19 protein-coding genes and 1 tRNA gene are annotated in these 19,331 nt (G+C 71.6%); 8 read left to right on the top strand and 12 right to left on the bottom strand.

Features of this window, described 5'->3' with window-relative positions:
* Positions 1–77: 77 nt before the first annotated feature.
* Genes galT through galK form a run of 3 tightly spaced genes read left to right on the top strand, consistent with a single transcriptional unit; the run spans position 78 to position 3,315 of the window.
* Positions 78–1,121, top strand: coding sequence for a galactose-1-phosphate uridylyltransferase (gene galT / locus RNL97_RS13050; protein WP_030589025.1), 1,044 nt, complete (start codon positions 78–80; stop codon positions 1,119–1,121).
* Positions 1,118–2,116 carry a UDP-glucose 4-epimerase GalE gene (gene galE, locus RNL97_RS13045; protein ID WP_030589030.1) on the top strand — a complete coding sequence of 333 codons (999 nt, stop codon included), beginning with the start codon at positions 1,118–1,120 and terminating at the stop codon, positions 2,114–2,116. The genes galT and galE overlap by 4 nt, the downstream gene beginning before the upstream one ends.
* Complete coding sequence (gene galK, locus RNL97_RS13040; RefSeq protein WP_030589032.1) at positions 2,113–3,315, top strand: galactokinase; 1,203 nt, start codon at positions 2,113–2,115, stop codon at positions 3,313–3,315. Before galE ends, galK begins: the two co-directional genes overlap by 4 nt.
* A 36-nt stretch (positions 3,316–3,351) precedes the next feature.
* On the opposite strand, the gene RNL97_RS13035 is transcribed toward galK, so the two are convergent.
* Positions 3,352–3,792 carry a GNAT family N-acetyltransferase gene (locus RNL97_RS13035; RefSeq protein ID WP_030589035.1) on the bottom strand — a complete coding sequence of 147 codons (441 nt, stop codon included), beginning with the start codon at positions 3,790–3,792 and terminating at the stop codon, positions 3,352–3,354.
* A gap of 246 nt (positions 3,793–4,038) precedes the next feature.
* Between RNL97_RS13035 and RNL97_RS13030 the strand changes: the two genes are divergently transcribed.
* Positions 4,039–4,824 (top strand): helix-turn-helix transcriptional regulator, encoded by a 786-nt coding sequence (locus RNL97_RS13030; protein WP_030589037.1) that lies wholly within the window; start codon positions 4,039–4,041, stop codon positions 4,822–4,824.
* Here RNL97_RS13030 and RNL97_RS13025 read toward each other — a convergent pair.
* Positions 4,780–5,277 (bottom strand): MarR family winged helix-turn-helix transcriptional regulator, encoded by a 498-nt coding sequence (locus RNL97_RS13025; RefSeq protein WP_006125172.1) that lies wholly within the window; start codon positions 5,275–5,277, stop codon positions 4,780–4,782. The genes RNL97_RS13030 and RNL97_RS13025 overlap by 45 nt on opposite strands.
* 88 nt (positions 5,278–5,365) lie before the next feature.
* Between RNL97_RS13025 and RNL97_RS13020 the strand changes: the two genes are divergently transcribed.
* Both RNL97_RS13020 and RNL97_RS13015 read left to right on the top strand, forming a co-directional pair.
* On the top strand, positions 5,366–6,175 hold the full coding sequence (locus tag RNL97_RS13020; RefSeq protein WP_030589040.1) for a trans-aconitate 2-methyltransferase: 810 nt from the start codon (positions 5,366–5,368) through the stop codon (positions 6,173–6,175).
* Positions 6,175–6,552, top strand: coding sequence for a VOC family protein (locus RNL97_RS13015; RefSeq protein WP_030589043.1), 378 nt, complete (start codon positions 6,175–6,177; stop codon positions 6,550–6,552). The genes RNL97_RS13020 and RNL97_RS13015 overlap by 1 nt, the downstream gene beginning before the upstream one ends.
* Positions 6,553–6,565: 13 nt before the next feature.
* Here RNL97_RS13015 and RNL97_RS13010 read toward each other — a convergent pair whose 3' ends face one another.
* Together RNL97_RS13010 and RNL97_RS13005 are read right to left on the bottom strand one after the other, a co-directional pair.
* A complete protein-coding gene (locus RNL97_RS13010; RefSeq protein ID WP_030589046.1) occupies positions 6,566–7,252 on the bottom strand; it encodes a TetR/AcrR family transcriptional regulator in 687 nt (228 codons plus the stop codon).
* A complete protein-coding gene (locus RNL97_RS13005) occupies positions 7,249–8,235 on the bottom strand; it encodes an acyl-CoA desaturase (protein ID WP_030589048.1) in 987 nt (328 codons plus the stop codon). Before RNL97_RS13005 ends, RNL97_RS13010 begins: the two co-directional genes overlap by 4 nt.
* A gap of 389 nt (positions 8,236–8,624) precedes the next feature.
* Here RNL97_RS13005 and ppc point away from each other — a divergent pair, with 389 nt between their 5' ends.
* Positions 8,625–11,354, top strand: a complete 2,730-nt coding sequence (gene ppc, locus RNL97_RS13000; RefSeq protein WP_030589051.1) for a phosphoenolpyruvate carboxylase — start codon at positions 8,625–8,627, stop codon at positions 11,352–11,354.
* A gap of 39 nt (positions 11,355–11,393) precedes the next feature.
* Here the strand turns inward: ppc and RNL97_RS12995 are convergent, their stop codons facing one another.
* The 6 genes from RNL97_RS12995 to RNL97_RS12970 all read right to left on the bottom strand — a co-directional run bounded on the left by RNL97_RS12995 (position 11,394) and on the right by RNL97_RS12970 (position 16,229).
* Entirely contained in the window at positions 11,394–11,864 is a 471-nt protein-coding gene (locus RNL97_RS12995) for a hypothetical protein (protein ID WP_243314203.1), read from the bottom strand.
* Positions 11,865–11,986: 122 nt separating this feature from the next.
* Entirely contained in the window at positions 11,987–12,580 is a 594-nt protein-coding gene (gene pth / locus RNL97_RS12990) for an aminoacyl-tRNA hydrolase (protein WP_010071032.1), read from the bottom strand.
* Between the two features lie 124 nt (positions 12,581–12,704).
* A complete protein-coding gene (locus tag RNL97_RS12985) occupies positions 12,705–13,295 on the bottom strand; it encodes a 50S ribosomal protein L25/general stress protein Ctc (RefSeq protein WP_030589059.1) in 591 nt (196 codons plus the stop codon).
* A gap of 205 nt (positions 13,296–13,500) precedes the next feature.
* The gene (locus RNL97_RS12980; protein WP_030589063.1) at positions 13,501–14,478 is read right to left on the bottom strand and encodes a ribose-phosphate diphosphokinase; all 978 of its coding nucleotides are present in this window, start codon (positions 14,476–14,478) and stop codon (positions 13,501–13,503) included.
* A gap of 120 nt (positions 14,479–14,598) precedes the next feature.
* A complete protein-coding gene (gene glmU / locus RNL97_RS12975; RefSeq protein ID WP_030589066.1) occupies positions 14,599–16,047 on the bottom strand; it encodes a bifunctional UDP-N-acetylglucosamine diphosphorylase/glucosamine-1-phosphate N-acetyltransferase GlmU in 1,449 nt (482 codons plus the stop codon).
* A 109-nt stretch (positions 16,048–16,156) separates the two neighbouring features.
* Positions 16,157–16,229 (bottom strand) — tRNA-Gln (locus tag RNL97_RS12970).
* Between the two features lie 187 nt (positions 16,230–16,416).
* On the opposite strand from RNL97_RS12970, the gene RNL97_RS12965 reads away from it, so the two are divergent.
* On the top strand, positions 16,417–17,742 hold the full coding sequence (locus RNL97_RS12965) for a sensor histidine kinase (protein ID WP_030589069.1): 1,326 nt from the start codon (positions 16,417–16,419) through the stop codon (positions 17,740–17,742).
* Positions 17,743–18,095: 353 nt separating this feature from the next.
* Here the strand turns inward: RNL97_RS12965 and RNL97_RS12960 are convergent, their stop codons facing one another.
* A complete protein-coding gene (locus RNL97_RS12960; protein WP_030589071.1) occupies positions 18,096–18,596 on the bottom strand; it encodes an SUKH-3 domain-containing protein in 501 nt (166 codons plus the stop codon).
* 10 nt (positions 18,597–18,606) lie between these two features.
* Entirely contained in the window at positions 18,607–19,131 is a 525-nt protein-coding gene (locus RNL97_RS12955; RefSeq protein WP_030589074.1) for a YwqJ-related putative deaminase, read from the bottom strand.
* Between the last annotated feature and the right edge of the window lie 200 nt (positions 19,132–19,331).

The following is a 19,331-nucleotide window of genomic DNA, read 5'->3' as shown; positions in this document are numbered from 1 at the left end:
CCTCCGGCATTGACGGAGGTGTTCGCTTGTGATTTGTTATGTGCGATTATGTTGGAGGGATCTGGTGGAGGACCCTGGTGAAGAAGACGGTGACGACCCTCGCCGACGGCCGTGAGCTGATCTACTACGACGCCGCGGAGGACACCGTCCGCGACGCCGTCGACCAGCGCCCCCTGGACCCCGTCTCGACCTCGTCCGAGATCCGCCGCGATCCGCTGCTCGGCGACGCGGTCGCCATCGCCTCGCACCGCCAGGCCCGCACCTACCACCCGCCTGCCGACGCCTGCCCGCTCTGCCCCACCCGGGAGGGCCGGCACAGCGAGATCCCCGACGGCCACTACGACGTGGCGGTCTTCGAGAACCGCTTCCCCTCGCTCGCCGGTGACTCCGGCCGCTGCGAGGTCGTCTGCTTCACCTCCGACCACGACGCGTCCTTCGCCGACCTCACCGAGGAGCAGGCCGCGCTCGTCCTCGCCGCCTGGACCGACCGCACCGCCGCCCTCGCCGCCCTCGACCAGGTCACCCAGGTCTTCTGCTTCGAGAACCGCGGCGCCGAGATCGGCGTCACCCTCGGCCACCCGCACGGCCAGATCTACGGCTACCCCTTCGTCACCCCGCGCACCGAGCTGATGCTCCGCTCGGCAGCCCGGCACCGCGAGGAGAAGGGCTCCAACCTCTTCGACGACGTGGTCGCCCGCGAGGAGAAGGACGGCTCACGCGTCGTCCTCGCCACCGACCACTGGATCGCCTTCGTCCCCTACGCGGCGCACTGGCCCTACGAGGTCCACCTCCACCCCCGCCGCCGCGTCCCCGACCTGCGGGAGCTGGAGGAGGGCGCGCGGGCGGAGTTCCCCCAGGTCTATCTGGAACTCTTGAGGCGCTTCGACCGGATCTTCGGACCCGGCGAGCCGCCGACCCCGTACATCTCCGCCTGGCACCAGGCGCCCTTCGGGGTCGACGGCCGGGAGGAGTTCGCCCTGCACCTGGAGCTTTTCACCATTCGCCGGACCTCCGGCAAGCTGAAGTTCCTCGCGGGGTCCGAGTCCGGCATGAGCGTGTTCATCAACGACGTGCCGCCGGAGGCCGCGGCCGAGCGACTGCGAGAGGTAGCGAGCCAGTGAGCAACCCCCAGAACGTCCGCGACGACCGGAAGAAGTACCTGGTCACCGGCGGTGCCGGATACGTCGGCAGCGTCGTCGCCCAGCACCTGCTGGAGGCCGGGCACACCGTGACCGTCCTCGACGACCTGTCCACCGGCTTCCGCGAGGGCGTCCCGGCCGGGGCCGCGTTCGTCGAGGGCCGCATCCAGGACGCCGCCCGCCATCTGGACCCCTCCTACGACGGCGTCCTGCACTTCGCCGCCTTCTCGCAGGTCGGCGAGTCCGTGGTGAACCCCGAGAAGTACTGGGTCAACAACGTCGGCGGCACCACCGCCCTGCTCGCCGCCATGCGCGAACACGGCGTGCGCACCCTCGTGTTCTCCTCCACCGCCGCCACCTACGGCGAACCGGTCTCCAGCCCCATCACCGAGACCGACCCCACCGCCCCCACCAGCCCCTACGGCGCGTCCAAGCTCGCCGTCGACCACATGATCAGCGGCGAGGCCACCGCCCACGGCCTGGCCGCCGTCTCGCTGCGCTACTTCAACGTGGCCGGGGCGTACGGCAGGTGCGGCGAACGCCACGACCCCGAGTCCCACCTCATCCCGCTGGTCCTCCAAGTCGCTCTCGGCAAGCGCGAGTCGATCAACGTCTACGGCGACGACTACCCCACCCCCGACGGCACCTGCGTCCGCGACTACATCCACGTCGCCGACCTCGCCGAGGCCCACCTGCTGGCCCTGACCGCCGCAGCCCCGGGCGAGCACCTGATCTGCAACCTCGGCAACGGCAACGGATTCTCGGTCCGCGAGGTCATCGAGACCGTCCGCAAGGTCACCGGCCACCCGGTCCCCGAGACCGCCGCCCCCCGCCGCGGCGGCGACCCGGCCGTCCTCGTCGCCTCCGCCGCCACCGCCGTCGAGCGCCTCGGCTGGCAGCCCTCCCGCGCCGACCTGGCCGGAATCATCGCCGACGCCTGGCAGTTCGCCCGCCGAGAGGACACGACCACCCCATGACCCAGCACGCTGAACCGACCGTGACCGTCGTCGAGGGAGACCCGGCCGACCCCGCCGCCACCTTCGCCGAGCTGTACGGAAGCGAGCCCGAGGGCATCTGGGCCGCACCCGGACGAGTGAATCTGATCGGCGAGTACACCGACTTCAACGACGGCTTCGTCATGCCGCTCGCCCTCCCGCACGCCGCCGTCGCCGCCGTCTCCCGCCGCGCCGACGGTGTTCTGCGCCTCTACTCCACCGACGTTCCCGGCGGCGTCGTCTCGCTGCGCGTCGACGAACTCGCCCCGCACTCCGGCCACGGCTGGGCCGCCTACCCCGCCGGGGTGCTCTGGGCCCTGCGCGAGGCCGGGCACCCGGTCCCCGGGGCGGACATCGCCCTGACCTCCACCGTGCCCACCGGTGCCGGCCTGTCCTCCTCCGCCGCCCTCGAAGTCGTCACCGCGCTCGCGCTGAACGACCTCTTCGAACTCGGCCTGAGCGCCGCCGAACTCGCCGTCATCGGCCGCCGCGCCGAGAACGACTTCGTGGGCGTGCCCTGCGGAATCATGGACCAGATGGCCTCGGCCTGCTGCACCGAGGGCCACGCCCTCCACCTCGACACCCGGGACCTCTCCCTGCGCCAGGTCCCCTTCGACCTCGCCTCCCAGGGCCTGACGCTCCTGGTCGTCGACACCCGGGTCAAGCACGCGCTCGGCGACGGGGCGTACGCGGAGCGCCGGGCCGGCTGCGAGGAGGGCGCCCGGCTGCTCGGCATACCGATGCTGCGCGATCTGCCGTACGAGGACCTCGCCACGGCGCTCACCGCCCTCGCCGACGCCGGGGCGGACGAGTCCGTCATCCGCTACGTACGCCATGTCGTCGGCGACAACCGCCGGGTCGAGCAGGTCATCGCCCTGCTCGACGCGGGCGACGTCCGCGCCGCGGGCCCCGTCCTGAACGAGGGGCACCTCTCGCTCCGCGACGATCTGCGGGTCTCCTGCCCGGAGTTGGACCTCGTGGTCGAGACGGCGAACGCGGCCGGGGCGCTCGGTGCGCGGATGACCGGGGGCGGTTTCGGCGGCTCGGCGGTCGTCCTGGTGGAGGAGGCGGCGGCCGAGGCGGTGGCCAAGGCGGTCAGCGAGGCGTTCGCGTCGGCCGGGCACGCGGCCCCGGGGATCTTCGACGCCGTTCCGTCCGCCGGAGCACGTCGGCTGCGCTGAGCCCGAGGGCCTTCGAGCCGTCTCCGGGTCCGGGGTTCACAGGTCCTTGACCAGGATGAACTCGGTGACTCCGGGCGGGTAGTCGGCGACCCGGCCGATCTCCTCGTACCCCTGTCCGCGGTAGAAGCCGGGGGCCTGGAAGTCCCAGGTCTCCAGCCGCGAGCGGGTGCAGGCGCGGTCGGTGCGGGCAGCCCGCTCGGCCTCGGCGAGCAGCCCCGCGCCGAGGCCGAGGCCCCGGTGCGGGGCGTCGACCCAGAGCAGATCGACGTGCAGCCAGTACGCCCAGGTCCGCCCGGTCAGCCCGCCGGCCAGGGCCCCGTGCTCGTCCAACGCCCACACCTCCAGCGGGACTTCGTGCTCGGCGGAGGTGGAGAGCAGATCACGCAGGCCCGCCGACGCGGCGACGTTGTCCTCGTGCAGACGCCCGCTCAGCAGAATGCGACGTTCTTTGTCTACTTCTGTCTCAAGACGGAACATGAATCCACCCTAAGACCCGTCTGAGACAACCAGTTCGCCGAATCGCCTTCCCCCTGCGGCCCCCGCCCGTACGCTGATGCTCAGCACCGGTGGGGGCCGGTGTCGATTCAGGGGAGCGAGAAAGCCGGGTACGGCGTCCGGGCAGGATGGCAGGCGGTTCGACGACGGCGGTCGTCGGCGCGGCAGGCCACAGTGCGGCCCCGGACGCCGTACCCGCAGCTTTCCGCCCCCGCCGATGGGGGTTCTGTGGCGCGTATCCGGGTTCTCGTGGTGGACGACCACCGCATCTTCGCCGAGTCGCTCGCGGCCGCCCTCGCGGCCGAACCGGACGTCGACGTCTCCGCCGCGGGCAGCGGCCCGGCCGCGCTGCGCGCCCTGGAGCGCGCGGCCGCCGAGGGGCGCGGTTACGACGTGCTCCTGGTCGACGCCGAGCTGGGTGCCCTGACGGGCGGTGAGCCGTCTGCCGTCCCCGCGCCCCGGCAGGAGGAGACGGCCGCCGTCGACGGCATCGCGCTGGTCGCCGGGGTCCGCGCGGCCCGGCCCGCCGTGCGGTCGGTGGTGCTCGCCGAGAAGGACGACCCGCGCGCCGCCGCCCGGGCGCTCCAGGCGGGGGCCTCGGGCTGGGTGGCCAAGGACTGCTCGCTGCAACGGCTGCTGTCGGTGATCCGGGGCGTGCTGCGCGACGAGACGCATCTGCCGCCCGCCCTGCTCACCGGCGTCCTGCGGGAGCTGACCACCGCCCGCAAGCACCGCACCGAGAGCGAGCGGCTGGTGGAGTCGCTGACGCCCCGGGAGCGCGAGGTGCTGCGCTGCATGGTGGCGGGCCTGGGCCGCAAGGCGGTCGCAGAGCGGCTGTTCCTGTCCCCGCACACCGTGCGCACCCATATGCAGAACGTGCTGGGCAAGCTCGGGGTGCACTCGACGCTGGCCGCGGTGGCGCTGGCCCGCCGGGCGGGGGTCGGCCCCGTGAGCCCGCAAACGGGTGCTTCAGGTCGGGATGTTGTCGAACGGGGCGGTCAACTGGCGCAGTAGCCCGGCCAGTTCGCCGCGCTGGGCGCGGGACAGCTCGCCGAGGATGGCGCGCTCCTGGTCGAGCAGCCCGGCCAGCGACTGGTCGGCCTTGTCGCGCCCCTCGGCCGTGAGCCGGACGAGGACGCCGCGCCGGTCGTTCGGGTCGGGCAGCCGCTCGACGAGGTTCTTCTTGGTGAGCCGGTCGATGCGGTTGGTCATCGTGCCCGAGGTGACCAGGGTCTGGGTGAGGAGCTGCCCGGGGGAGAGCTGGTAGGGGGCGCCGGCCCGGCGCAGCGACGTGAGCACGTCGAACTCCCACGGCTCCAGGTTGTGCTCGGAGAAGGCTATGCGGCGGGCCCGGTCGAGGTGGCGCGCCAGGCGGGAGACGCGACTGAGCACCTCGAGTGGTTCCACGTCGAGGTCGGGGCGCTCGCGGCGCCATGCAGCGACCAGTCGGTCGACCTCGTCCTCCATGTCGATCAGTGTAGAGGGTCCCTCGACATGAAGTCTCTTGAATTCAAGTGTCTTGACATCAAGAGAGTTGCGGCGTGATCCTGTTCCCATGACCTCATGCGACCAGCCCTCCTGGGATCCGCAGCAGTACCTGCGTCACGCGGACCACCGGACCCGCCCCTTCCAGGACCTCCTGGCCCGTATCGGCCACCTCCCCGGCCACCCCGCACCCCGTATCGCCGACCTCGGCTGCGGTGCGGGCAACGTCACCGCGCTCCTCGCCGACCGCTGGCCCGACGCCCGGATCACCGGCTACGACACCTCGCGCGAGATGCTCGCCGAGGCCGCCGCCCACGCCCGGCCGCCCCTGCTCGACTTCGCCGAGGCCGACGCCGCGACCTGGGAGCCCACCGAGACGTACGGCCTGATCGTCTCCACCTCCGCACTCCAGTGGATCCCCGGACACGCCGGCCACTTCCCCCGCTGGCTCGACGCCCTCGCCCCCGGCGGCACCCTCGCCTTCCAGGTTCCCGGCAACTTCACCGCCCCCAGCCACACGCTCCTGGCCCGCCTCCGCGAGTCCGACCGCTGGCGCCCCCTGCTCCACGGCGTCGGCGACCGCACCGCCTCGGTCCTGGACCCCGCCGACTACCTCACCCGCCTCCGCGACCTCGGCTGCGCGGCCGACGTCTGGGAGACCACCTACCTGCAGACCCTGCACGGCGACGACGCGGTCCTCGACTGGGTCAAGGGCACCGCCCTGCGCCCCGTCCTCACCGCCCTCGCCGACGACCAGGCCGCCCGCGACGCGTTCCTCGCCGAATACCGCGACCTGCTCCGCGAGGCCTACCCGCCGGGCCCGTACGGCACGGTCTTCCCGTTCCGCCGCATCTTCGCCGTAGCCCGCAAGGAGAGGTGATGACCGCCGCTGCCGGCCTCGCCGCCGTCGACCACGTCCAGCTCGCCGCCCCGCCCGGCTCCGAGGACGCCCTGCGCACCTTCTACGCCGACGCCCTGGGCATGAAGGAGATCCCCAAGCCCCCGGTGCTCGCCGCCCGCGGCGGCTGCTGGTTCGCCGCCGGACCGGTCCAGCTCCACCTGGGCGTGGAGGAGGACTTCCGCCCCGCGAAGAAGGCCCACCCGGGCCTGCGCGTCACCGGCATCGAGGCGTACGCGGCCCGCCTGGAGTCCCACGGCGTCCCCGTCGAATGGGACGGAGCCCTCCCCGGCCACCGCCGTTTCTACGCCCACGACCCGGCCGGCAACCGCCTGGAGTTCCTGGAACCGGACGCGTAACCCGGCCCGCTCCTCAGCTCTTCCGGTGCCCTATCAGCCGGGGCTTGGCCTCCAGGTTCTCCAGCCCGTGCCAGCAGAGGTTCACCAGGTGGGCGGCCACCTCGGCCTTCTTCGGCTTGCGGACGTCCAGCCACCACTGGCCCGTCAGCGCCACCATCCCCACAAGTGCCTGCGCGTACAGCGGGGCCAGCTTCGGGTCGAAGCCGCGGGCCTTGAACTCCAGGCCCAGGATGTCCTCCACCTGCGTGGCGATATCGCTGATCAGCGACGCGAACGTACCCGTCGACTGCGCCACCGGCGAATCCCGCACCAGGATCCGGAAACCGTCCGTGTACGACTCGATGTAGTCCAGCAGCGCGAACGCCGCCTGCTCCAGCAGCTCGCGCGGATGGCCCGCCGTGAGCGCCCCCGTCACCATGTCCAGCAGCCGGCGCATCTCGCGGTCGACCACCACCGCGTACAGGCCCTCCTTGCCGCCGAAGTGCTCGTACACCACCGGCTTGGACACCCCGGCGCGCGCCGCGATCTCCTCCACCGACGTGCCCTCGAAGCCCTTGTCGGCGAACAGGGCCCGCCCGATGTCCAGCAGCTGCTCGCGGCGCTCCTTCCCCGTCATCCGGACCCGCCGGGCCCGGCGGGAGGGGGAAGTCCTGCTCTTGTCGCTGCTCGTGCTGGGGTCGGTCGCCACGTCGTCAATCATGCCGCGTCGGCCGGTACGGACGTGCGCCGGGAGTCGATACGCGCGGCATCGGGCCACCGCACGTCATAGGCCCAGCCCAGCCTCTCGAACCAGCGGATCAGCCGGGCGCTGGAGTCGATCTGCCCCCGCATCACCCCGTGCCGGGCGCTCGTCGGGTCCGCGTGGTGCAGGTTGTGCCAGGACTCGCCGCACGACAGGACCGCCAGCCACCACACGTTCCCCGACCGGTCACGCGACTTGAACGGCCGCTTGCCCACCGCGTGGCAGATCGAGTTGATCGACCAGGTCACGTGGTGCAGCAGGGCGACCCGTACCAGCGAACCCCAGAAGAACGCCGTCGCCGCACCCCACCAGGACATCGTCACCAGACCGCCCACCAGCGGCGGGATCGCCAGCGAGACGATCGTGAAGGTCAGGAAGTGGCGCGAGACCGCCCGGATCGCCGGGTCCTTGATCAGGTCGGGGGCGTACTTCTGCTGCGGCGTCTGCTCCTCGTCGAACATCCACGCGATGTGCGCCCACCACAGCCCCTTCATCAGGGCCGGCAGACTCTCCCCGAACCGCCACGGAGAATGCGGATCGCCCTCCGCGTCCGAGAACCGGTGATGCTTGCGGTGATCGGCCACCCACCGCACCAGCGGCCCCTCCACCGCCAGCGAACCCATCACGGCCAGCGCGATCCGCAACGGCCGCTTCGCCTTGAACGAACCGTGGGTGAAATACCGGTGGAAGCCGATCGTGATCCCGTGACAGCCGATGTAGTACATCGCCACCAGCAGACCGATGTCGAGCCAGCTCACCCCCCACCCCCACGCCAGCGGCACCGCCGCGACCAGCGCCACGAACGGCACCACGATGAACGCCAGCAGCGCGAACTGCTCGATCGACCGCTTGCTGTCGCCGCCCAGCGTGGCGGAGGGCAGCGGTGCCGCCGTTGCCCCGGGTGGCTCGGTCTCGTCGATCCCGGGAGGAGTGCTCGGCATGGGGGGATACCTCTGAGGGTGAGGGAGAAGGCTCGGACGGCCGTGGCTACGGTTCCGTAACCTACGGCTTGGTAAGTATGGCAGTGACGGGCCCCACAACACGAGAGGCCGCTCCAGCCCGTCCCGCGCGGTAACCCGTCCGCCCCCCGGGGTAGGGGGTAACCGCCCGGGTGTCCCGGGCGGCGGCCGCGACCCACGGACACGCCGCCTGCGACGACACCTATCCTGGGAGGGTCGGACAGCGCGGTCCGCACCCGCTCGTCGGGGCGTGGCGACAGCACCGCTGGCAGCCGCAGGGCCCCGGACCCCGCCACCCGCTCCCACCGCCACCCAGGTGGGGGACGGCGAAGCGAACGCACCTCCTCATTCACTGCAAGGAGCCGCACACTGTGAGCAGTGCCGACCAGACCCCTGCCGCCAGCCCCGCGCTGCGCGCCGACATCCGCCGCCTCGGCGACCTCCTCGGCGAGACCCTCGTACGCCAGGAGGGCCAGGAACTCCTCGACCTCGTCGAACGAGTACGCGCCCTGACCCGCACCGACGGCGAAGCCGCCGCCGAGCTCCTCGGCGACACGGACCTGGAGACCGCCGCACTGCTCGTGCGCGCCTTCTCCACCTACTTCCACCTCGCCAACGTCACCGAGCAGGTCCACCGCGCCCACGAGATGCGCGACCGCCGCTCCGCCGAGGGGGGCCTCCTGGCCCGCACCGCCGACCGCCTCAAGGACGCCGACCCCGAGCACCTGCGCGAGACGGTCAAGAACCTCAACGTCCGGCCGGTCTTCACCGCCCACCCCACCGAGGCCGCCCGCCGCTCCGTCCTCAACAAGCTGCGCCGCATCGCCGAGCTGCTGGAGACCCCGGTCATCGAGGCCGACCGCCGCCGCCTCGACCTCCGCCTCGCCGAGAACATCGACCTCATCTGGCAGACCGACGAACTCCGCGTCGTCCGCCCGGAGCCCGCCGACGAGGCCCGCAACGCCATCTACTACCTCGACGAGCTGCACGCCAACGCGGTGGGCGACGTCCTGGAAGACCTCGCCGCCGAGCTGGACCGCGTCGGCGTCGAACTCCCGGCCGGGACCCGCCCGCTCACCTTCGGCACCTGGATCGGCGGCGACCGCGACGGCAACCCCAACGTGACGCCCGCCGTCACCTGGGACGTCCTGATCCTCCAGCACGAGCACGGCATCACCGACGCCCTGGAGATGATCGACTACCTCCGCGGCCTCCTCTCCAACTCCATCCGCTACGCCGGAGCCACCGAGGAACTCCTCACCTCCCTCCAGGCCGACCTGGAGCGCCTCCCCGGCATCAGCCCCCGCTACAAGCGGCTGAACGCCGAGGAGCCCTACCGCCTCAAGGCCACCTGCATCCGGCAGAAGCTCGTCAACACCCGCGAGCGCCTCGCCGAGGGCACCCCCCACCGCCCCGGCTGCGACTACCTCGGCACCGCCGAGCTCATCGCCGACCTGGAGCTCATCCAGACCTCCCTCCGCGAGCACCGCGGCGGCCTCTTCGCCGACGGCCGGATGGACCGCACCATCCGCACGCTCGCCGCATTCGGCCTCCAGCTCGCCACCATGGACGTACGCGAACACGCCGACGCCCACCACCACGCCCTCGGCCAGCTCTTCGACCGGCTCGGCGAGGAATCCTGGCGCTACGCCGACATGCCGCGCGACTACCGGCAGAAGCTGCTGGCCAAGGAGCTGCGCTCCCGCCGGCCGCTGGCCCCCACCCCCGCCCCGCTCGACGCGGCCGGCGAGAAGACCCTCGGCGTCTTCCACACCATCAAGCAGGCCTTCGAACGCTTCGGCCCCGAAGTCATCGAGTCCTACATCATCTCCATGTGCCAGGGCGCCGACGACGTCTTCGCCGCCGCCGTCCTCGCCCGCGAGGCCGGACTCATCGACCTCCACGCCGGCTGGGCCAAGATCGGCATCGTGCCGCTGCTGGAGACCACCGACGAGCTCAAGGCCGCCGACCTCATCCTCGACGAGATGCTCGCCGACCCCTCCTACCGGCGCCTCGTCTCTCTGCGCGGCGACGTCCAGGAGGTCATGCTCGGCTACAGCGACTCGTCCAAGTTCGGCGGCATCACCACCTCCCAGTGGGAGATCCACCGCGCCCAGCGCCGACTGCGGGACGTCGCCCACCGCTACGGCGTACGGCTGCGCCTCTTCCACGGCCGCGGCGGCACCGTCGGCCGCGGCGGCGGCCCCTCCCACGACGCCATCCTCGCCCAGCCCTGGGGGACGCTGGAGGGCGAGATCAAGGTGACCGAGCAGGGCGAGGTCATCTCCGACAAGTACCTCATCCCCGCCCTCGCCCGCGAGAACCTGGAACTGACCGTCGCGGCCACCCTCCAGGCCTCCGCCCTGCACACCGCGCCCCGCCAGTCCGACGAGGCCCTCGCCCGCTGGGACGCGGCGATGGACACCGTCTCCGACGCGGCCCACAGCGCCTACCGCAAGCTCGTCGAGGACCCGGACCTGCCCGCCTACTTCCTCGCCTCCACCCCGGTGGACCAGCTCGCCGACCTGCACCTGGGCTCGCGGCCCTCCCGACGCCCCGGCTCAGGGGTCTCGCTGGACGGCCTGCGGGCCATCCCGTGGGTCTTCGGCTGGACCCAGTCGCGGCAGATCGTCCCCGGCTGGTTCGGCGTCGGCTCCGGCCTCAAGGCCCTGCGCGAGGCCGGTCTCGACACCGTCCTCGACGAGATGCACGAGCACTGGCACTTCTTCCGCAACTTCATCTCCAACGTCGAGATGACGCTCGCCAAGACCGACCTGCGCATCGCCCGCCACTACGTCGACACGCTCGTCCCCGACGAGCTGAAGCACGTCTTCGACGGCATCGAGGCCGAACACGCCCTCACCGTGCAGGAGGTCCTGCGGATCACCGGCGGCGAGAAGCTGCTCGACACCAACCCGGTGCTCCAGCAGACCTTCTCCATCCGCGACGCCTACCTGGACCCGATCTCCTACCTCCAGGTCTCCCTGCTGGCCCGCCAGCGCCAGGCCGCCGAACGCGGCGAGGAGCCCGACCCGCTGCTCTCCCGCGCCCTGCTGCTCACCGTCAACGGCGTCGCGGCAGGTCTGCGCAACACCGGCTGACCGTAGGCACGGTACGCACGCCGGACCGGGGCGGTCCTGCTACAGCGCGACGAAGGTCGCCACCAGCAGGGCCGCCCCCGCCGTTCCCACACCCCACGCCGTACGCGCCATCCGCAGCCCGCCGCCGATCACGAACGCGGCCAGCAGCAGCGCCCCGGCCAGCGGCACCCAGGCATGCAGAAAGCCCGGCCACCCCGTGCGGACCACCGCATCGGAACCGGGCTTCACCACCACGGGGAAACGATCCCCCTCACGCGCCGCGACGGACCGGTCCACGGTCACCCGCGGCCGCTCCCGCGACACCGAGTCCGGTGTGAACGACCCGGTGCACTCCTCCTCGCCGCACCCCGTCACCGTCACGGTCCCGTGGTCACGGCCCTTGGCCAGAATGATGTGGTGCGCGGCGTCCCACGACGCCCACGCACCCGCGACCAGCAGCACCAGGACGACCAGCCCCATGGCCGCCCGCCGCCCCGCTACCGCCACCCGGTGGGAAGAGCTCCGCTTCATGGGGGCAGATCCTTGGCCAGACCCGCACCCCCGGTCAACCTATGGCCGGGAAACGCCCCACCAGCACCAGGAATGTCAGGGGTTGTACGCACCGGGGAAGCGCGACGAACGGGACACGGCCCTCAGGAGTTGTACGCGCTCTGCGCCCGCTCCAGCCCCTCCGCCAGCAGACACTCCACCGCGTCCGCCGACCGGTCCACCAGGAACGCCAGCTCCTTGCGCTCCGTCGACGAGAAGTCCTTCAGCACGAAGTCCGCGACCTGCATCCGCCCCGGCGGCCGTCCGATCCCGAACCGCACCCGGTGGTAGTCCGGACCCATCGCCTTCGTCATCGACTTCAACCCGTTGTGCCCGTTGTCCCCGCCGCCCAGCTTCAGCCGCAGCGCCCCGTAGTCGACGTCCAGCTCGTCATGGACCGCCACGACATGGTCCGTCGGCACCTTGTAGAAGTCCCGCAGCGCCGTCACCGGCCCGCCCGACAGATTCATGTACGACATCGGCTTCACCAGCACCACCCGCCGGCTCGCCGGACCCGGCGGACCGATCCGCCCCTCCACGACCTGCGCCTGCGCCTTCTGCGCCCGCTTGAACTTCCCGCCGATCCGCGTCGCCAGCAGATCGGCGACCATGAACCCGACGTTGTGCCGGTTCGCCGCGTAGTCGGGACCCGGATTGCCCAGGCCCACGATGAGCCAGGGGTCGGTGGCGTCGGACATCAGCGCTCGGTCTCCTCACATACGGCTTACGGCACAGGCAAACGGGGCGGCGGCTCCCGGAAGGGAGCCACCACCCCGTCAGTCAAGCAGGTGGAACAGAAGTGGTGCGGGTGGAGCGAGAGGCTCAGGCCTCGGCGGTCTCGCCCTCGGCGGACCCGTCGGCGGCCGGCTCCTCGGCCTGCGCGGCGACGACCTGGATCACGATGGCGTCCTCGTCACCGGCGAGCACGGAGCCCTTCGGCAGCGGGACGTCCTTGGCGACGATCGAGTCACCGGCGTCCAGACCCTCGACGGAGACCGTCACGGACTCGGGGATGTGGGTGGCCTCGGCCTCGACCAGCAGCGTGTTCTGGACGAACTCCAGCAGGTTGGCGCCCGGCGCCAGGTCGCCCTCGACGTGCACCGCGATCTCGACCTCGACCTTCTCGCCGCGCTTCACGGTCAGCAGGTCGACGTGCTCGATGGTGCCCTTGAGGGGGTGGCGCTGGACGGCCTTCGGGATGACCAGCGCGTCCTTGCCGTCGATCTCCAGACCGATGAGCACGTTGGCCGTACGCAGGGCGAGCAGCAGGTCGTGGCCCGGCAGTGTGACGTGGACGGGCTCGGCGCCGTGGCCGTAAACGACACCGGGAACACGGTCGGCACGGCGGACGCGGCGGGCGGCGCCCTTGCCGAACTCGGTACGGACCTCGGTGGCGAGCTTGATCTCGGCCATGTTGCACTCCTCGTCAGGTACGGAGAGCCGTCAGGGGTGACGGAACTCGAACGGTCACCCGGCCCACGACAGGCCTGCTACGAAGAGCGCGTCGATAACGGACCGCCGTACACATGGGTACGGCCTCCCTCGCCGAGCAACTCGCTGAGTCTACCCGGCGGGGAGGCCGCACCCCAAAGTGGATCAACAGGGACCGCTCAGGCGGTCAGCCCTGCTCCTCGAAGAGGCTCGTCACCGAACCGTCCTCGAACACCTCACGCACCGCGCGCGCGATCGTCGGCGCGATCGAGAGCACCGTGATCTTGTCCAGCTCCAGCTCGCCCGGGGTCGGCAGCGTGTCCGTGAAGACGAACTCGCTCACCTTCGAGTTCTTCAGGCGGTCCGCCGCCGGGCCCGACAGCACGCCGTGCGTCGCCGTCACGATGACGTCCTCCGCGCCGTGCGCGAACAGGGCGTCCGCGGCGGCGCAGATCGTGCCACCGGTGTCGATCATGTCGTCGACCAGCACACAGACCCGGCCCTCGACGTTGCCGACGACCTCGTGGACGGAGACCTGGTTCGGCACGTCCTTGTCGCGGCGCTTGTGCACGATCGCCAGCGGCGCGTCCAGCCGGTCGCACCAGCGGTCGGCGACCCGCACGCGGCCCGCGTCCGGGGACACGATCGTCAGCTTGGAACGGTCGACCTTCGCGCCCACGTAGTCCGCCAGGATCGGCAGCGCGAACAGGTGGTCCACCGGGCCGTCGAAGAAGCCCTGGATCTGGTCCGTGTGCAGATCGACGGTGAGGATCCGGTCCGCACCCGCCGTCGCCATCAGGTCCGCCACCAGACGGGCCGAGATCGGCTCGCGGCCCTTGTGCTTCTTGTCCTGACGGGCGTACCCGTAGAACGGCACGATCACCGTGATGGAGCGGGCCGACGCGCGCTTCAGCGCGTCCAGCATGATCAGCTGCTCCATGATCCACTTGTTGATCGGAGCCGTGTGGCTCTGGATCAGGAAGCAGTCCGCGCCACGTGCCGACTCCTGGAACCGCACATAGATCTCACCGTTGGCGAAATCGAACGCCTTGGTCGGCACGAGACCGACTCCCAGCTGATGGGCGACCTCCTCGGCCAGCTCGGGGTGGGCGCGGCCGGAGAAGAGCATCAGTTTCTTCTCGCCGGTCGTCTTGATCCCGGTCACAGCACAGTCTCCTCAGACGTGTATCTGGCGCTGCACGCATAGGTCCCGATGTGCAACGAGCCAGCCGAAATGGGGTGAGCATCTATCACGGTACGCCGTCACCAGCGCACCTGTTTCCGGTCAGCTTTGCCCGTCGGGCTCCTGCGACGACGCCTGAGCGGCCTGCGCGGCGGCGCTGCCCGGACGCTTCCGGGCCACCCAACCCTCGATATTCCGCTGCTGGCCCCGCGCCACGGCCAGCGAACCGGACGGCACGTCCTTCGTGATGACCGACCCGGCGGCGGTGTAGACCCCGTCCCCGACCGTGACCGGTGCCACAAACATATTGTCCGAACCGGTACGGCAGTGGGAGCCGATCGTCGTGTGGTGCTTGGCCACCCCGTCGTAGTTCACGAAGACGCTCGCCGCACCGATGTTGGTGTGGTCGCCGATGGTCGCGTCACCGACGTAACTCAGGTGGGGGACCTTCGTCCCTTCCCCGATCGTGGCGTTCTTCATCTCCACGTACGTACCGGCCTTGGCCTTGAGCCCCAGCCGGGTCCCCGGCCGCAGATACGCGTACGGGCCCACGGTCGCCCCCGGCCCGATCTCGGCCGAGTCCGTCACGGAGTTGTCGACGCGGGCCCCGGCCCGCACGACGGTGTCCTTGAGCCGCGAGTTGGGTCCGACCTCGGAGTCCTCGGCGAGATGCGTGGAACCGAGCAACTGCGTCCCCGGGTGCACGACCGCGTCACGCTCGTACGTCACGGTCGCGTCGATCAGCGTGGACGCCGGGTCCACCACGGTCACGCCCGCGAGCATGGCCCGCTCCAGCAGCCGCTCGTTCAGCAGCCGGCGGGCCTCGGCCAGCTGGAGCCGGTTGTTGATGCCGAGGATCTCGCGGTGGTCGCCCGCCACGGACGCCCCGACGCGGTGCCCGGCCTCGCGGAGGATGGACAGCACGTCGGTGAGGTACTCCTCGCCCTGGCTGTTGTCGGTGCGCACCTTGCCCAGCGCGTCGCCCAGCAGCCGCCCGTCGAACGCGAACACCCCGGAGTTGATCTCCGAGATCGCCCGCTGCTCGTCGGTGGCGTCCTTGTGCTCGACGATCTCGGTGACCGCGCCGGTAGCGGGGTCGCGCACGATGCGCCCGTAGCCGGTGGAGTCCGGGACCTCGGCGGTCAGGACGGTCACCGCGTTGGCGTCGGCGGCGTGCGTGGCGGCGAGCGCGCCGAGCGTCCCGCCGGAGAGCAGCGGGGTGTCGCCGCACACGACGATCACGGTCCCGTCGACGCCCCCGCCGAGCTCTTCGAGCCCCATGCGGACGGCGTGCCCGGTGCCGTTCTGCTCGGCCTGGAAGGCGGTGCGCACGGGGGCGTCGCCGGCGTTGAGATGCGCGGTGACCTGCTCACTGGCGTGGCCGACGACCACGACGAGGTGCTGGGGGTCCAGCTCGCGGGCGGCGGCGACGACGTGTCCGACGAGCGAGCGCCCGGAGATCTCGTGCAGAACCTTGGGAGTCTTCGACTTCATACGGGTGCCCTCACCCGCTGCGAGGACGACGACGGCTGCCGGGCTGGTTGCGCTCACGGATGGGCCCTTCGGCTTCGGGTGGTGGTCATCCGCAGGATACCGGGGGTGTTTCCACGGGAAACGGGGGCGGGCCCCGACCGGTGTGGTCGGGGCCCGCGAGTCGAAGCTCCCCCATCAGGATTCGAACCTGAACAGACGGTACCAAAAACCGCAGTGCTGCCTGATTACACCATGGGGGATCAATTCCGATTGAACCGGACATTGGATCGGTTCACCGGATCGGCACCCAACACTATGCCGTACCAAGCGCCTGCTACGCGACGACAGAAGGGAGACGGAGTCCGGCGCTCCTGCTCGAATCGGACGCGGAACGCGCTGTTGCCGGTCACCCGAAATTGAGATGCGCCCGCCCTTAGGCTGGATGCCATGACCGCAACGGGGGCAGACCGGGAGGCGGCGGGATCGACCACCCGCGGCTACTGGTGGTGGGAGCGGCGACGGAGTGTCGCCCTGGACGTGGGACTGGCGCTGGTGTCGGCGCTGGAGTGTGGCCTGGAGGGGGTGGAGTTCGCCCGGAACACCGGGATCCCGGTGCCGGTGGGCGTGGTGTTCGGGCTTCTCGCGGGTTCGGTCCTGCTGGTGCGCCGGCGGTGGCCGATCGTCGTGGTGCTGCTGACGATCGCGATGACGCCCGCGGAGATGGGTTTCCTGATGGCCCTGGTCGGCCTGTACACGCTGGCCGCGTCCGAGGTGCCGCGCCGCATCACCGTCGTGCTGGCGGGGATGGCGCTGGTGGGCACGTTCATCGTCACGTACGTACGGCTGCGGCAGACCGTGGCCGAGCAGGCGGACTTCGGGCCGGGGGACTGGTACGTCCCCCTGATATCCGTCTTCATGGCCGTCGGGCTCACGGCCCCCTCCGTGCTCCTCGGCCTCTACATAGGGGCCAGGCGCCGACTGATGGAGAGCCTGCGGGAGCGGGCCGATTCGCTGGAGCGGGAGTTGTCGCTGCTCGCGGACCGGGCCGAGGAGCGGGCCGAGTGGGCGCGTACGGAGGAGCGGACCCGGATCGCCCGGGAGATGCACGACGTGGTCGCCCACCGGGTGAGCCTGATGGTGGTGCACGCCGCCGCCCTCCAGGCCGTCGCCCCGAAGGATCCGGCGAAGGCCGTGCGCAACGCGGCGCTGGTCGGGGACATGGGCCGGCAGGCGCTGACGGAGCTGCGCGAGATGCTCGGGGTGCTGCGGACGGGGGAGGCGCTGACCGCGCCGGCCGCGGCGGGCGGGGTTCCGCTGGCGTCGGTACGGCAGGCGGCCGCGGCGGCCGCCGCGGCCGCCGCGACGGAGGACGGGCCCCGGCTGCACGAGCTGGAGGCGCTGGTGGCGCAGTCGCGGCAGGCGGGGATGGTGGTGGAGCTGACGGTCCACGGAGAGCTGCGCCCGTATCCGCCGGAGGTGGAGCAGACGGCGTACCGGGTGGTGCAGGAGGCGCTCACGAACGTGCACAAGCATGCGGCGGGCGCGAAGACGTGGGTGCGGCTCGCGCATCGGGAGGCCGAGGTCGCGATGCAGGTGGAGAACGGCCCGTCGGACGCGGCCGCGGCGGATGCGGGGTTGCCGAGCGGCGGGAACGGGTTGGTGGGGATGCGGGAGCGGGTGCTGGCGCTGGGGGGCGTGTTCGTCTCCGGCCCCACGGACGCGGGGGGCTTCCGCGTCTCCGCGGTACTCCCGGTGGCCCTGAGCAAGCCCTGACCCTTCGCCGCCCACCCTGCATGGCGCGTGAGGGGGCGGCCCCTTCCTGCCCGCTCGGCGCGTGAGAGTGGCCCGTTCCTGCCTGTTCGGCGCGTGGGGGGCGGCCATTCCTGCCTGTTGGGCGCGTGGGGGCCGGCCGTTCAAGCCCGTCCGGCGATTGAGGACGGAACCCTGGCGTCGGGGAGCGGCGGCCCCTTCGTGTCCGGGGCGTGAGGGTGCCGGGTTCGTCCCGGGCGACGGTTCCGTCCTCAAACGCCGGACGGGCTGGGTGTGGTGGGGACCGTCCTCGAACGCCGGACGGGCTGGGTGTGGTGGGGACCGTCCTCCGGCGGCGGACGGGCCGGGTTGCGTGGTCAGGCCGACGTCAGGCGCGGCGGCTGGGTGCCTGTTACCAGCGTGGCCAGGGCCTCGTCGATGTCCTGGCCCAGGAACCAGTCGCCGGTGTGGTCGATGCTGTACACCCGCCCCTCCATGTCGATCGCCAGCACCGCCTGCTCCTCGCCCTCCGCCCCCAGCGGACTGACCTCGGTCTCCAGGGCCCGGCCGAGGTCCCCGAGCGTGCGGGCCAGATGCAGGCCGCTCAGCGGGTCGATGCGTACCGCCGTGGGCGCGATGTGCCGGCCCGGCGCGGACGCGGTGATGCGGAGGCCGCCGAACTCCGCCCACGCCTCGACCGCCGCCGGGAACACGGCGTGCCGGTGGCCGGCCGGGGAGGCGTGGGAGCGCAGGGCGTCGGCCCATTCCTCCGCCTGGCGGATGTCCCAGCGCCCGGGCTGCCAGCCCGCGTCGCGCAGGGCGGCGTCGACGGCGACGGAGAAGCGGGTGGTGGAGGTGTGCTGCTGGCGGTCGTGCATCGGTGGGCGGTCAGCCCTTCTCGGCGGTGGTCGCGGCGCCGGTGGAGGTCAGGTCGACGGGGCGTACGCCGAAGTGGGACAGGAGGGCGGAACAGGACCGGCAGGGCGGCGCGTAGCTGCCGTGCAGCGGGTCGCCGTCCTCGCGGATCCGCCGTGCGGTGATCCGCGCGTGCTTGAGTGCGCGCCGCGCCTCTCCGTTGGTCAGGGGTTTTCGCTGGGCCCGTTTGGAGCGCCCGGCCTCGGCGGCGGTGAGCTGACGGGAGAGCAGTATCGCTTCGGGGCAGCGGCCGGTGAAGCGCTCGCGCTGGCCGCTGGTGAGGGTGTCGAGGAAGTCCTGGACGAGCGGGTGCAGTACCGGCGGCTGGTCCCCCTTGCCCGCGGTGCAGGTCAGCGTCTCGCCGCGGACGGACAGCGCGGCGGCCACGGCCGGGAGGATCCCGTCGCGGCGGTGGATCAATCGGGGCGTACGGCCGGCTTCGGTGCTGCTCCAGATGAGGCGCGGATCCCCTGATGTGGCGGTTTGTGTGGAATGCATCGTGCTGACGTCCCTCCCTGCAATCCCCCGAGTTGCGGGGACAGCCTGCCAAATGTGCCGGGTGGTGGGGAAGCTGGGTCGGGGAAACGTGTCTGCGTGTCGCCCGAAGGTGCGAGACTGCCGCCTCACCGTCACGCGCCTGTGACCGTTCGTGACGGAAACGGCGGGGCGGGACCCCCTGTTGCCCCACCGCTTAGGCT

It is taken from the genome of Streptomyces parvus (assembly GCF_032121415.1).
Classification (GTDB): Bacteria; Actinomycetota; Actinomycetes; order Streptomycetales; family Streptomycetaceae; genus Streptomyces; species Streptomyces globisporus_A.
The sequence above is the reverse complement of the archived record's forward strand: the minus strand, read 5'-3'. Positions and strand labels throughout refer to the sequence as shown.

Coding starts and splice junctions, on each gene's coding strand:
- galK (WP_030589032.1), top strand. CDS start 2,113: ATGACCCAGCACGCTGAACCGACCGTGACCGTCGTCGAGGGAGACCCG.
- RNL97_RS13035 (WP_030589035.1), bottom strand. CDS start 3,792: ATGTTCCGTCTTGAGACAGAAGTAGACAAAGAACGTCGCATTCTGCTG.
- RNL97_RS13025 (WP_006125172.1), bottom strand. CDS start 5,277: ATGGAGGACGAGGTCGACCGACTGGTCGCTGCATGGCGCCGCGAGCGC.
- RNL97_RS13020 (WP_030589040.1), top strand. CDS start 5,366: ATGACCTCATGCGACCAGCCCTCCTGGGATCCGCAGCAGTACCTGCGT.
- RNL97_RS13015 (WP_030589043.1), top strand. CDS start 6,175: ATGACCGCCGCTGCCGGCCTCGCCGCCGTCGACCACGTCCAGCTCGCC.
- RNL97_RS13010 (WP_030589046.1), bottom strand. CDS start 7,252: ATGATTGACGACGTGGCGACCGACCCCAGCACGAGCAGCGACAAGAGC.
- RNL97_RS13005 (WP_030589048.1), bottom strand. CDS start 8,235: ATGCCGAGCACTCCTCCCGGGATCGACGAGACCGAGCCACCCGGGGCA.
- RNL97_RS12995 (WP_243314203.1), bottom strand. CDS start 11,864: ATGAAGCGGAGCTCTTCCCACCGGGTGGCGGTAGCGGGGCGGCGGGCG.
- pth (WP_010071032.1), bottom strand. CDS start 12,580: ATGTCCGACGCCACCGACCCCTGGCTCATCGTGGGCCTGGGCAATCCG.
- RNL97_RS12985 (WP_030589059.1), bottom strand. CDS start 13,295: ATGGCCGAGATCAAGCTCGCCACCGAGGTCCGTACCGAGTTCGGCAAG.
- RNL97_RS12965 (WP_030589069.1), top strand. CDS start 16,417: ATGACCGCAACGGGGGCAGACCGGGAGGCGGCGGGATCGACCACCCGC.
- RNL97_RS12960 (WP_030589071.1), bottom strand. CDS start 18,596: ATGCACGACCGCCAGCAGCACACCTCCACCACCCGCTTCTCCGTCGCC.
- RNL97_RS12955 (WP_030589074.1), bottom strand. CDS start 19,131: ATGCATTCCACACAAACCGCCACATCAGGGGATCCGCGCCTCATCTGG.